The organism is Bacillus sp. ILBB4 (assembly GCF_035064545.1).
Lineage (GTDB): Bacteria > Bacillota > Bacilli > Bacillales > Bacillaceae_H > Priestia.
Genome location: NZ_JAIQVD010000005.1, coordinates 227,555 through 239,603 on the forward strand (window position 1 = coordinate 227,555; position 12,049 = coordinate 239,603).

The window sequence follows — 12,049 nt, forward strand, 5'->3', positions numbered from 1 at the left end:
ATTATGGAAGGAAATCGCATACTATCTTCCTTAAATTATTTTAGCGTTTTCTTTGCACCATTTTTATTACCTATTATTATTTATTTTGTTGTTCATAACATAGAAGTAAAGAAACATGCAAAAACTGCATTTTTGTCACATTTATTACCTATCGCTACAGCGATCTTATTCTTATTTTTCTTGCTTCCTGCTCTTACTGGCTCTAGTGGAACGGTATTTATTCTTTTAATTGTAGCTTTAGTTGTTGTTTCTTTAGTTAATGTTGTTGTGTTTGTATGGAATATTGTAAAAGGGATACAAATATTAAGCAGATAGAAAGTTAAATGACTAAAACTTAAAGAGGAGATGGAACGTATGAGTGAAAAGCGCAAACAAATTTTACAGATGGTAGGAGAAGGAAAACTTAGCGTGGATGAGGCTTTAACTTTGCTAAATTCACTGGAAAAAGACTCAGCTAATGATTCTTCCTATGCTACGCCTGATAAAGCTGAGCTATCCCCTTATGTAGGAGGAAAACAGAAAAAAACGTACGCTTCTAAATCATCTCAAAGCTCTTTAAAGGAAAAATTATTTACATTTGTAGATCAAACGGTAAAAAAAGTAAAAGAAGGAGATTTAGATTTTAACTTTGGGCCTTCGATTGACGTTCAGCACATCTTTCAACAATCAGAAGCATATATTCAAGAGATTGACGTAGATTTAGCAAATGGAAGCGTCCAACTCCGCCCTTGGGGAAGTACAGAAGTACGAATAGAATGTGAAGCTGCTATCTACAAAGTAGAGAATTCGGATGAAGCGCGCCGCACTTTCTTGCAGCATACGGCATTTTCCATTGAAAATGGCAAATTGCGCTTTGCAATTCAGCAAAAACAAATGAAGGTGAAGGCGATTATTTATATTCCAGAAATGGAATATGAACGCGTCAAGCTCCGTATGTTTAATGGTTCAATCGATGGGGAAAGACTAAGCGTACGAGACCTGAAAGCCAAAACAGCTAATGGTACCATCCGCTTTTACGATGTGAATAGCCATTCTCTTGAAATGGAGACATCAAATGGGCATATGGAACTTTCTCGAATACTCGCTTCAAAATGTGAGCTTGAAACAATCAATGGAACGGTTAAATTTGATGGGGACACAAAGAAAATTGACGTTCAAACATTTAACGGAGATATTGATACGTATTTAAAAGGAGAGCGCATTGAAAAAGCATTTTTCAAAACGACTACGGGGAGCATTACGCTCTATACGCCGCCCCACCTCTCCGTTGATGGAGATTTGAAATCTAACTTTGGGAATTTTACATGTACACTTCCTGAGATGGAAATAGTAGATGAGAAAAAAGAAACGGTGATGAAACAACTTCGTTTCAAAGCCAATATCGCTTCGCCTAAAGGCTATAAATTGTTAGCTGAATCCAAAACGGGCTCAATTGTTATAAAATAGAAAACGCTTGGTTTAGTAAAAAAGCAAAGGAGATGATTAACGTGCGAAAGTTGTATCGTTCGCGAACAAATCGCAAGCTTGCGGGTGTTATCGGCGGTATTTCTCAGTATATCGGAATAGATGCTTCACTACTGCGCGTATTGTTTATCATCAGTTTATTTTTTACAGTAGGTACCCCGGTCATTTTATATATGATTTTTGTGTTTTTAGTTCCAAATGAAGAAGGAGATTTCTAAAAATGTTATTGCGTGGAATCATTAGTATTTTAATCAATGCCCTCGTATTAATCGTAATCGCAGGTTATATTGACACCTTTCACTTGGAATCAGTCAGTGCAGCTATTATCGCGAGCTTGATTCTATCGATTTTGAATGTGTTTGTTAAGCCGATTTTAATTTTACTTACCCTGCCGGTGACATTTCTTACGCTTGGCCTATTCTTATTCGTTATTAATGCCATTACGCTGATGATTACACAAAGTGTTATGGGAGATTCTTTTAATATTGACGGGTTTGGTACAGCGCTTTTAGCCTCGGTAATCATGTCGCTTTTAAATGCGCTTATTCAACGAGTGATTGTTGAACCGCTTCAAAATAGAAGATAACTTTCTTGCAATATTTAATTTTCTAAAAAAGATGGTAAGGCGATGCAGCCTATGCCATCTTTTTTTCTTTTCTTTCCGTATTAATGATAAAATAAAGTGGCTAGTAGAACCAAACGCGACATAAAAGCGAGAGTTGGATATACTGTAGACATGAACAGGTATATGACTGTTCATAAAAGGAGGATGCACGGTGGTTAAAGTACGTACAAAAGACATCATTGAGAAATTTAAATTAGAGCTTATTAGCGGAGAAGAAGGAATCGACCGTCCTATTTCAACGAGTGATATTTCACGTCCAGGTATTGAAATGGCAGGTTATTTTACATATTACCCAGCGGAACGTATCCAGCTGTTAGGTAAAACAGAACTATCATTTTTTAAACAGTTAGATGATGAACAAAAAAAAGTTCGAATGGAAAAGATGTGTACAGATATCACGCCGGCTATCATCGTTTCGCGTGAAATGGATGTACCGAAAGAACTTATTGAAGCTTCAGAGCGTGAGTCAGTTCCTGTGCTGCGTTCAAGCTTTAAAACAACGCGACTTTCCAGCCATTTAACGAATTTTCTTGAAAGCCGGCTAGCACCTACTACTGCCCTGCACGGCGTATTAGTTGATATATACGGAATTGGTGTATTAATCATGGGAAAAAGCGGCGTTGGTAAAAGTGAAACAGCTCTAGAGCTTGTTAAGAGGGGACATCGCCTAGTAGCCGATGACTGTGTGGAAATCCGTCAAGAAGACCAAGACACGCTTGTAGGAAATGCGCCTGGTTTAATCGAGCATTTGCTTGAAATTCGAGGACTAGGGATCATCAATGTGATGACGCTATTCGGCGCAGGAGCTGTACGAAGCTATAAGCGAATTTCACTTGTTATTCAGTTAGAGACATGGGATCAGCAGAAACATTATGATCGCCTTGGTTTAGAAGAAGATAAAATGAAAATCATTGATACAGACGTTACAAAAATTACATTGCCAGTACGTCCGGGACGAAACTTAGCTGTTATCATTGAAGTGGCAGCAATGAACTTCCGCTTAAAGCGTATGGGTATTAACGCAGCAGAACAATTTTCTGCACGCCTAACAGATGTAATTGAAGAAGGAGATCGTGAAGATTTATAAGAAAGGGTGTTAACTTGTGGAAGCAACTATTCAGCCGTTAGATCGCGTTTTCCTTGAAATTGGCCCTCTAACGGTCTACTGGTACGGCGTAATTATCGGTGCAGGTGTTCTATTAGGTCTTTATATTGCGACAAGAGAAAGCGTAAGAAGAGGCTTATCAAAAGATACATTTGTTGATCTTATCTTATTTGCTGTGCCAATAGCTATTATTTGTGCGCGAATTTATTATGTATCCTTTGAATGGGGATACTATTCAAAGCATTTAAATGAAATACCTCAGGTTTGGCAAGGTGGGATTGCCATTCATGGAGGCTTAATCGGAGGCGTATTAACTGCCATTGTGTATTCGAAAATAAAAAAGATTTCATTTTGGAAGTTGGCTGATATTGCTGCGCCTAGTTTAATCCTTGGCCAAGCCATTGGGCGCTGGGGCAACTTTATGAATCAAGAGGCACATGGGGGGCCGGTTACCCGTGCTTTTTTAGAAGGGTTGCACCTTCCAAATTTCATTATTAACCAAATGTATATTAACGGTACATATTATCATCCTACGTTTTTATACGAATCATTATGGGATTTTGCTGGATTTATCCTGTTGATGGTACTTCGCCGCACCAGTCTGCGAAAAGGAGAAATTTTCTTATCTTATTTAATCTGGTACTCAGTTGGACGCTTCTTTGTAGAAGGGCTTCGCACGGATAGCTTAATGCTGACGCATACACTCAGAATCGCTCAAGTTGTTTCACTTGCACTGATTGTAATAGCCATTATTTTAATTATTATCCGCCGCGTGACGGGAATGAGTAAACAGAAATACTTAGAGAATGAAGAAGAACAATCTAAGGCGTAAATGAAGAAAAGCTACAAGGTTTACACAAACTTGATTTGACGCAAGGGAAGGAAATGAATAATGACGATTAATACGGTTTTGTTTGATTTAGACGGTACGCTAATTGATACAAATGAATTAATTATTGCCTCTTTTACTCATACGCTTAATCACTATTATCCTGAACAATATACTCGTGAAGATATTTTACAGTTTATGGGACCTCCTTTATACGACACGTTTGTAGAAATGGATAAAACGAAAGTAAACGAAATGATTGAGATGTATCGCACGCATAATCTAGCCAATCATGATTTGCTTGTTAAAGAATTTGAAGGCGTACTTGAAACAGTTAAATGGCTGCACGAGCAGGATTATAAATTAGGTATTGTCACAACAAAGCAAAGAAATACGGTCATGATGGGGCTTAAGTTAACAAAGTTAGATCAGTTCTTTGATACGATTGTCGCAATTGAAGACGTGACAAATGCAAAGCCGCATCCTGAGCCAGTAGAAAAAGCACTGAAGCTGCTTAATGCTAAACCTGAAGAAGCGCTGATGGTGGGAGATAACCATCATGACATCGTTTCTGGCCAAAGAGCTTATACGAAAACAGCTGGAGTTGCTTGGAGTGCAAAAGGAAGAGATCATATCGCTTCTTATAATCCTGATATTATTTTAGAAAATATGACGGATTTAATTGATATATTAAAAGGAGAACGTCAGTGAGAAAAACGACGCGCTATCCGGTTAAAGGAGCTAATTCCCTTTGGCATGTCTATAAGACCGTGCCTTTTTGGAAAGTAGTGCGCAACTTCCTAATCATTCAATGCGCTCGCTATACGCCTTTTCTTTCGATGAAAAACTGGCTGTACAAAGCGTGCTTAGGGATGAAAGTAGGACCTCAAACATCCTTTGCCCTTATGGTGATGCTCGATATTATGTTTCCTGAAAAAATACAAGTAGGACGCAATACGGTTATCGGATACAATACAACTATTCTCGCTCATGAATATCTGATAAAGGAATATCGTCTTGGAGATGTCATCATTGGGGATGAAGTGATGATTGGAGCAAATAGCACCATCCTTCCAGGCGTAACAATCGGCAACGAAGCGGTTGTAGCGGCTGGAACGGTGGTTCATAAAGATGTAGCACCCGGTTTCTTTGTTGGAGGTAACCCTATGCGTGTCATCTATACAAAAGAAGAAATGGAAAAGCGCAGGGAAGCAGAACCTAAAACCACAACTTAGCAAGAACTAAGCTGTGGTTTTTTTTGTAAATTTGAACAGCTGGCGGTTGACGGCTGACTTTATCGGGTGTAAACTATCAATAACTTTAATTTGTTATTTCGCTAATACATTAGCGTAATAAAGTAAAAACAACCTATCAATGGTTCCTTAATAGATAAAATCAAGCTTAAAGGACGTGTCGGAATGTCAAAGTTATTTATGTTTGAAAAACCTCTTGGAATGAGGGATACCCTGCCAGCTCTTTTTGAAAGAAAAAAACAAGTTCGCAATCAGCTGGCAGATGAAATCGGCAGCTGGGGCTATCAATATATGGCAACGCCTACTGTGGAATACTACGAGACGGTAGGAAGCGCATCAGCTATTTTAGATCAACAATTGTTTAAACTTTTAGATAAAGAAGGGCATACGCTTGTGCTGCGACCGGATGTAACAACACCATTTGCACGTGTGGCCGCTTCAAAACTTTTAAATAATTCTCCTTTGCGCTTAGCTTATGAAGCAAATGTATTCCGAGCTCAGCAGCGTGAGGGTGGCCGCCCGGCGGAGTTTGAACAAATAGGCGTTGAGCTAATTGGAGACGCTACGATGAGCAGCGATGCTGAAGTGATTGCTCTCATGATCGGCGCATTAAAAAGAGCGGGACTTAAATCATTTAAAGTGGCAATTGGCCACATCGGGTTTGTTAATTCGCTTTTTTTAGAAATTGTCGGAAATGAAGAACGTGCTAACGTGCTTCGCCGCTTTTTATATGAGAAAAATTACGTGGGCTATCGTAATCATGTAAAAGATTTGAATCTATCTTCTATTGATAAACAGCGTCTCCTTCAGCTGCTTAACCTGCGCGGAGATGAAAAGAAGATTGAAGAAGCGGTTGAACTAGTTGAAAACGAAGCTGGTAAAAAAGCAGCCGGCGATTTGAAAAAGCTATGGAATATGCTTGATGCATACGGTGTAACGGATGAAATTAAAATTGATTTTAACTTAGTCAGTCATATGAGCTATTACACAGGTATTTTATTTGAAGTCTTTGCTGAAAACGTTGGTTTCCATATCGGTAATGGAGGACGTTATGACCAGCTTCTTGAAAAATTTGCGTCTAAAACACCAGCTACAGGATTTGGAATTCAGCTGGACCGCTTAATTGAAGCGCTGGGCGAAGAAGTATATGAGCCTTCAGCAGTATACGGCATATTATATAGCCAGGAGCGTTTGGATGAGGCATTAGCTTTAGCTGCTGAACAGCGCAAGCAAGGATACCGGGTAGTGACTCAGGAAATTGCAGGCGTTGATGATGTTGATGTATTTACTGCACAGTTTGAAGAAGTCACGTTTCTAATTGGAAAACGAGGCAAGGGGGGACAATAATGAGTGAACTATTAACAATTGCAATGCCAAAAGGACGTATTTTTGAAGAAGCAGCTGAACTTTTGCGTCAAGCAGACTTTCAATTGCCGCCAGAATTTGACGATTCGCGCAAGCTGATTGTAGATATTCCTGAAGAGAACATGCGCTTTATTTTAGCAAAACCAATGGATGTTACTACTTATGTAGAATACGGAGTAGCGGATCTTGGTATTGCAGGTAAAGACGTAATGTTAGAAGAAGAACGAGATGTCTATGAGCTGTTGGATTTAAATATTAGTAAATGTCATCTGGCCGTTGCCGGTTTGCCTAATGCTAAAAAATCAGAAATTGCTCAAAAAGTGGCAACTAAATATCCAAATGTAGCATCTACTTATTTCAGGGAGCAAGGAGAGCAAGTAGAAATTATAAAATTGAATGGTTCGATTGAATTAGCGCCTTTAATCGGCCTGGCTGATCGGATTGTTGATATTGTATCAACGGGACAAACACTAAAAGAGAACGGACTTGTTGAATTGGAGCACATTGAAGATATTACATCGCGTTTGATTGTGAACCCTGTGAGCTATCGTTTAAAAGACGAACGAATTGATGATTTAGTGAATCGTTTAGCCCAAGTGGTTCAACCTGTATAAAAGAGGTGACATACATTGAAAATTACACGTGTAACAGAACAAGTGAGCTTAAAGCGTACGATTGATCAAGGGACAAGTGCTCAAAGAGAAATTGTCGTAAATATTTTAAAGCAGGTGCAAGAGCAAAAAGACGAAGCTTTAAAACGGTATACAGCCCAATTTGACGGCGTTGAGCTTTCTTCTTTGCTTGTGACAGAACAAGAAAAGAAGCGTGCTTATGAGCTGGTTGATGCAGATATGCTGTCAACCATTCGTGAAGCTGCTGACAACATTCGTGATTACCACGAAAGAATGGTCGAGCAGTCTTGGATGACAACAAAAGAAGACGGCACCATTTTAGGGCAGAAAGTAACGCCTTTAGATGCAGTAGGTGTTTATGTACCGGGAGGCCTTGCGGCTTATCCTTCTTCCGTTTTAATGAATGTCATTCCTGCTCAAGTGGCAGGTGTAAAACGTATCGTGATGGTTTCACCTCCAGGAAAAGACGGCGCGCTTCCTGCTGGAGTAGTGGTAGCAGCGAGTGAGCTTGGGGTCAAAGAGATTTATAAAGTAGGGGGAGCTCAGGCAGTAGGAGCACTTGCCTATGGAACAGAAACAATTCAATCCGTCGATAAAATTGTAGGGCCAGGTAATATCTTTGTTGCATTAGCGAAAAGAGAAGTATATGGCTTAGTAGACATTGACTCAATTGCTGGACCTAGTGAAATTGTCGTACTAGCAGACGATACGGCCAAGCCGAACGAAGTGGCCGCTGATTTATTGTCTCAAGCAGAACATGACAAATTAGCTTCAAGCATTTTAGTTACACCTTCTATGAAATTAGCCGAAGCTGTTAAAGAAGAAGTGGAAAGACAAGTGGAATCTTTACCTCGTAAAGAAATTGCGAAACCTTCTATTGATAACCATGGCGCTATTTATGTGACTGGGTCATTAGAAGAAGCGATTGAAGTTGTTAATCAATTAGCTCCTGAGCATTTAGAAATTATGACTGAAAGTCCGCTTGAACTTTTAGGTTCCATTCGTCATGCCGGTGCTATTTTTCTAGGAAGATACAGCTCAGAACCTGTTGGCGATTATTTCGCGGGACCAAACCATGTTCTTCCAACAAATGGGACAGCAAAATTCTCAAGTCCTTTATCAGTTGATTCATTTGTGAAAAAGTCTAGTATCATTTCATACAGCCAACAAGCTCTGCAGAAAAATGTCTCGAAAATCGCAGCGTTTGCTCGTTTAGAAGGGCTAGAAGCTCATGCAAGGGCGGTTGAAGAACGCTTTAAAAAATAAGGTGGAGATTAAAAGAAAAGAGTAGAAATGTTCTTTTCTTTACTTATTACATGCACAGTTGAAAGGAGTTTCACAATGAGAGAGTCAAGTATTAAACGTACAACAAACGAAACGGATATTGCATTAGCCATTGGAATCGATGGAGAAGGAAAAGCGAACATTGATACAGGCGTTCCTTTTTTAAATCATATGCTCGATTTATTTACCAAACACGGACAGTTTAACCTTGATGTAAAAGCAGATGGAGACACGGAGATTGATGATCACCATACAACGGAAGATATCGGTATTTGCCTTGGTCAAACGTTCAAAGAAGCGCTCGGTGATAAAAAAGGAATTAAACGCTATGGAAATTCTTTTGTACCAATGGATGACGCTTTGGCTCAAGTCGTAGTGGATTTAAGCAATCGTCCTCATTTTGAATTTAAAGGTGACATTCCCGCGTCGCGCGTCGGTACATTTGATACAGAGCTTGTGTATGAATTTTTATGGAAATTTGCATTAGAATCTCGCATGAATGTACATGTAATTGTACACTACGGTAAAAATACACACCACATTATTGAAGCGGTATTTAAGGCATTAGCACGTGCTTTGGACGAAGCGACAACGATTGATCCGCGTGTCAAAGGTGTGCCTTCGACGAAAGGGATGTTGTAAATGATTGGCATTATCGACTATGGGATGGGCAACTTATACAGCGTAAGTAAAGCTCTTGAACGATTAAACTATGACTATATTATCTCCGCAGATCCTGCAGAACTAAGAAAGGCAAAAGGGCTGATTCTTCCTGGAGTTGGAGCATTCAAAGATGCGATGGAACAGCTGAATCAAACAAAGCTGACGGACTTTATTAAAGAAGAAGTAGCAAAAGGAATGCCTTTGCTTGGAATTTGTTTAGGTATGCAGCTTTTATTTGAAGAAAGCGATGAGAACGGCGTAACAAAAGGACTGGAACTGTTAAAAGGGAGAGTGGAGCGTATTCCCGGCATTACTGCCGAAGGACAGACATATAAAGTTCCGCATATGGGCTGGAACTCTTTAGATTTTCATCAGCAGTCTGCTCTGCTTGATGGAATCAGTGAAGGTCACGTGTACTTTGTTCACTCTTATTACGTAAAAACAAATGATCAAGACGTGCTTTTAGCAACAAGTCCTTACGATGTTGAAGTTCCAGCAGTTGTTGGAAAAGAACACGTATTTGGCACTCAATTCCACCCTGAAAAAAGCAGTGCAATCGGAATGCAAATGCTGCAAAATTATGCAAACTTCTTAGAGAAAAGGAGCCCATCGTATGAGCAAATTTGAAATATATCCAGCCATTGATATGCGCGGAGGAAAGTGCGTCCGTTTGCTTCAAGGAGATTACACAAAAGAAACAGTGTACGGAGATTCTCCGGTAGATATGGCCACACAATTCGCAAGTGAAGGCGCTCAGTGGATTCACATGGTTGATCTGGACGGTGCAAAAGCGGCCAAGCGTGTGAATGATGAATTTGTGCTAGGCGTGAAAAAGAAATTAGATGTACGTGTGCAAATTGGAGGAGGCATTCGCTCAGAAGCTGACGTTGCTTACTATTTAGAAAACGGAATTGACCGCGTTATTTTAGGAAGTGCAGCTATTTCTAATCCTGAATTTGTGAAAAAAATGCTGAAGGAATATGGTGCGCGTATTGCTATTGGTATTGATGCACGTGATGGCTATGTTGCAACGGAAGGCTGGGTGGAAACATCTACAATCAAAGCGACAGAACTAGGAAAAGAATTGGCTAATGCTGGTGCGGAAACATTTATTTTCACGGATATTTCTACTGATGGTATGCTGTCTGGTCCTAATGTGGAAGGAATTGTTGAAATGGCTAAGGCTACTGGAAAAGGTGTGATTGCATCAGGGGGAGTTAGTAAACTTGCTGATCTAGATGCACTAAAGAAATATGAAGCTGACGGCGTTATTGGTGCGATTGTAGGGAAAGCACTTTATACAAATAAGTTTACAGTAGCTGAAGCACTTCAAGAGGTGAAAGCGTAATGATTACAAAACGAATCATTCCTTGTTTAGATGTAAAGGACGGCCGTGTGGTAAAAGGAGTTCAGTTTGTGGAACTTCGAGATGCAGGAGATCCTGTAGAGTTGGCGAAATTTTACGATGAAGAAGGCGCAGACGAATTAGTCTTTTTAGACATTTCTGCTTCTCATGAAGGACGCAAAACGATGGTACATGTTGTAGAAGAAGTAGCATCTCAGCTAGCGATTCCTTTTACGGTGGGCGGAGGAATTAATGCATTAGAAGATATGAAAAGAATGCTTCGTGCTGGTGCAGACAAAGTGTCATTAAATACAGCGGCCGTACTCAATCCAACACTGATTACAGAAGGGTCCGATTTTTTTGGAGCTCAGTGTATTGTGGTAGCCATCGATGCTAAGTACGATGAAAGCTTACAATCATGGCGAGTCTATACACACGGAGGCCGCAACGCAACGAACTGGGAAGTAATCGACTGGGCAAGAGAAGCAGTGAAGCGCGGTGCGGGTGAGATCTTGTTAACGAGTATGGATAAAGACGGTGAAAAGTCAGGGTTTGATTTAGCATTAACCAAAGCAGTCAGCCAAGCGGTGAGCGTTCCTGTTATTGCTTCTGGCGGCGCAGGAAATGGTCAAGATTTTGTCGATGCGTTTGAAAAAGGGGAAGCTGACGCGGCTTTGGCGGCTTCGATCTTTCACTATAAAGAAACATCTGTAAAAGAAATTAAAAGCTATGCAAAACAACAAGGAGTGAGCATTCGATGACGATTGAAAACATTAAATTCAACAGTGATGGACTTGTGCCAGCTATTGTACAAGATGCTGTGAGCAAAGAAGTTTTAACATTGGCTTATATGAACGAAGAATCACTTCAAAAATCAATTGATACACGTGAAACATGGTTTTACAGCCGTTCTCGACAAGAGTTGTGGCACAAGGGCGCAACCTCTGGAAACAAACAAAAAATTGTGAGCATGGCATATGACTGTGATGCCGATTCTCTTGTTGTAAAAGTGGAGCCTCAAGGTCCTGCTTGTCATACGGGCGCTTACAGCTGCTTTAATGAAACAATTCTTGGCGAAAATAAACAAAACGATAATCGGTTTGCTATTATTAATGAGCTAGAAGAAGTAATCGCTAAGCGTGAAGCTGAAATGCCAGAAGGAGCTTATACGACGTACTTATTCGATAAAGGCGTAGATAAAATCCTCAAAAAAGTAGGAGAAGAAGCTGGTGAAGTGATTATTGCAGCAAAAAATCGTGACCATGATGAGCTGAAGTGGGAAGTTGCAGATTTATTGTACCACGTACTTGTTTTACTTCGTGAGCAAAAGCTGCCTTTAGACGATGTCCTATCAGTATTAAAAGAGCGTCACTCTAGCTAATAGCTACATAGTGAAAGGAGAGAAGGAGTTGTCTCATTTTAGATAAAAGAGGCAAAACCTTCTCTTATTTGTGTCAAGAAACGACTGCTTACAGGCTCCTTTT

Annotated in this window: 16 protein-coding genes; all 16 read left to right on the plus strand. The window is 40.0% G+C overall.

Annotation, left to right across the window (positions count from 1 at the left end):
* Positions 1-3: 3 nt before the first annotated feature.
* The 16 genes from LAV82_RS21995 to hisIE all read left to right on the plus strand — a co-directional run bounded on the left by LAV82_RS21995 (position 4) and on the right by hisIE (position 11,946).
* The gene (locus tag LAV82_RS21995) at positions 4-315 is read left to right on the plus strand and encodes a hypothetical protein (protein WP_013059730.1); all 312 of its coding nucleotides are present in this window, start codon (positions 4-6) and stop codon (positions 313-315) included.
* A gap of 39 nt (positions 316-354) precedes the next feature.
* Positions 355-1,446, plus strand: coding sequence for a DUF4097 family beta strand repeat-containing protein (locus tag LAV82_RS22000; RefSeq protein WP_499716891.1), 1,092 nt, complete (start codon positions 355-357; stop codon positions 1,444-1,446).
* Between the two features lie 41 nt (positions 1,447-1,487).
* Positions 1,488-1,682, plus strand: coding sequence for a PspC domain-containing protein (locus LAV82_RS22005; protein WP_013059728.1), 195 nt, complete (start codon positions 1,488-1,490; stop codon positions 1,680-1,682).
* Positions 1,683-1,684: 2 nt separating this feature from the next.
* Entirely contained in the window at positions 1,685-2,050 is a 366-nt protein-coding gene (locus tag LAV82_RS22010; protein ID WP_013059727.1) for a phage holin family protein, read from the plus strand.
* Positions 2,051-2,240: 190 nt separating this feature from the next.
* Positions 2,241-3,176, plus strand: coding sequence for an HPr(Ser) kinase/phosphatase (gene hprK / locus LAV82_RS22015; protein WP_013059726.1), 936 nt, complete (start codon positions 2,241-2,243; stop codon positions 3,174-3,176).
* Positions 3,177-3,192: 16 nt separating this feature from the next.
* Positions 3,193-4,026 (plus strand): prolipoprotein diacylglyceryl transferase, encoded by an 834-nt coding sequence (lgt, locus tag LAV82_RS22020; protein WP_211078586.1) that lies wholly within the window; start codon positions 3,193-3,195, stop codon positions 4,024-4,026.
* A gap of 60 nt (positions 4,027-4,086) precedes the next feature.
* Positions 4,087-4,734: a pyrophosphatase PpaX gene (gene ppaX / locus LAV82_RS22025; RefSeq protein ID WP_013059724.1), complete on the plus strand. Its 648-nt coding sequence runs from the start codon at positions 4,087-4,089 to the stop codon at positions 4,732-4,734.
* Positions 4,731-5,258 carry an acyltransferase gene (locus tag LAV82_RS22030; RefSeq protein WP_499716892.1) on the plus strand — a complete coding sequence of 176 codons (528 nt, stop codon included), beginning with the start codon at positions 4,731-4,733 and terminating at the stop codon, positions 5,256-5,258. The genes ppaX and LAV82_RS22030 overlap by 4 nt, the downstream gene beginning before the upstream one ends.
* Positions 5,259-5,441: 183 nt before the next feature.
* The gene (locus LAV82_RS22035) at positions 5,442-6,623 is read left to right on the plus strand and encodes an ATP phosphoribosyltransferase regulatory subunit (RefSeq protein ID WP_013059722.1); all 1,182 of its coding nucleotides are present in this window, start codon (positions 5,442-5,444) and stop codon (positions 6,621-6,623) included.
* Positions 6,623-7,255: an ATP phosphoribosyltransferase gene (hisG, locus tag LAV82_RS22040; RefSeq protein ID WP_013059721.1), complete on the plus strand. Its 633-nt coding sequence runs from the start codon at positions 6,623-6,625 to the stop codon at positions 7,253-7,255. The genes LAV82_RS22035 and hisG overlap by 1 nt, the downstream gene beginning before the upstream one ends.
* Before the next feature lie 15 nt (positions 7,256-7,270).
* A complete protein-coding gene (gene hisD, locus LAV82_RS22045; RefSeq protein WP_499716893.1) occupies positions 7,271-8,539 on the plus strand; it encodes a histidinol dehydrogenase in 1,269 nt (422 codons plus the stop codon).
* Positions 8,540-8,614: 75 nt separating this feature from the next.
* Positions 8,615-9,199: an imidazoleglycerol-phosphate dehydratase HisB gene (hisB, locus tag LAV82_RS22050; protein ID WP_211078584.1), complete on the plus strand. Its 585-nt coding sequence runs from the start codon at positions 8,615-8,617 to the stop codon at positions 9,197-9,199.
* Positions 9,200-9,847 (plus strand): imidazole glycerol phosphate synthase subunit HisH, encoded by a 648-nt coding sequence (gene hisH / locus LAV82_RS22055; RefSeq protein WP_013059718.1) that lies wholly within the window; start codon positions 9,200-9,202, stop codon positions 9,845-9,847.
* A complete protein-coding gene (hisA, locus tag LAV82_RS22060) occupies positions 9,834-10,568 on the plus strand; it encodes a 1-(5-phosphoribosyl)-5-[(5-phosphoribosylamino)methylideneamino]imidazole-4-carboxamide isomerase (RefSeq protein WP_013059717.1) in 735 nt (244 codons plus the stop codon). Before hisH ends, hisA begins: the two co-directional genes overlap by 14 nt.
* Positions 10,568-11,326 carry an imidazole glycerol phosphate synthase subunit HisF gene (hisF, locus tag LAV82_RS22065; RefSeq protein WP_013059716.1) on the plus strand — a complete coding sequence of 253 codons (759 nt, stop codon included), beginning with the start codon at positions 10,568-10,570 and terminating at the stop codon, positions 11,324-11,326. Before hisA ends, hisF begins: the two co-directional genes overlap by 1 nt.
* A complete protein-coding gene (gene hisIE, locus LAV82_RS22070) occupies positions 11,323-11,946 on the plus strand; it encodes a bifunctional phosphoribosyl-AMP cyclohydrolase/phosphoribosyl-ATP diphosphatase HisIE (protein ID WP_499716894.1) in 624 nt (207 codons plus the stop codon). Before hisF ends, hisIE begins: the two co-directional genes overlap by 4 nt.
* Positions 11,947-12,049 lie beyond the last annotated feature (103 nt).

Excerpts from the sequence above, each read along its gene's own strand:
- LAV82_RS21995 (WP_013059730.1), top strand. The coding sequence starts at position 4 with ATGGAAGGAAATCGCATACTATCTTCCTTAAATTATTTTAGCGTTTTC.
- LAV82_RS22000 (WP_499716891.1), top strand. The coding sequence starts at position 355 with ATGAGTGAAAAGCGCAAACAAATTTTACAGATGGTAGGAGAAGGAAAA.
- LAV82_RS22010 (WP_013059727.1), top strand. The coding sequence starts at position 1,685 with ATGTTATTGCGTGGAATCATTAGTATTTTAATCAATGCCCTCGTATTA.
- ppaX (WP_013059724.1), top strand. The coding sequence starts at position 4,087 with ATGACGATTAATACGGTTTTGTTTGATTTAGACGGTACGCTAATTGAT.
- LAV82_RS22035 (WP_013059722.1), top strand. The coding sequence starts at position 5,442 with ATGTCAAAGTTATTTATGTTTGAAAAACCTCTTGGAATGAGGGATACC.
- hisG (WP_013059721.1), top strand. The coding sequence starts at position 6,623 with ATGAGTGAACTATTAACAATTGCAATGCCAAAAGGACGTATTTTTGAA.
- hisB (WP_211078584.1), top strand. The coding sequence starts at position 8,615 with ATGAGAGAGTCAAGTATTAAACGTACAACAAACGAAACGGATATTGCA.
- hisH (WP_013059718.1), top strand. The coding sequence starts at position 9,200 with ATGATTGGCATTATCGACTATGGGATGGGCAACTTATACAGCGTAAGT.
- hisA (WP_013059717.1), top strand. The coding sequence starts at position 9,834 with ATGAGCAAATTTGAAATATATCCAGCCATTGATATGCGCGGAGGAAAG.
- hisF (WP_013059716.1), top strand. The coding sequence starts at position 10,568 with ATGATTACAAAACGAATCATTCCTTGTTTAGATGTAAAGGACGGCCGT.
- hisIE (WP_499716894.1), top strand. The coding sequence starts at position 11,323 with ATGACGATTGAAAACATTAAATTCAACAGTGATGGACTTGTGCCAGCT.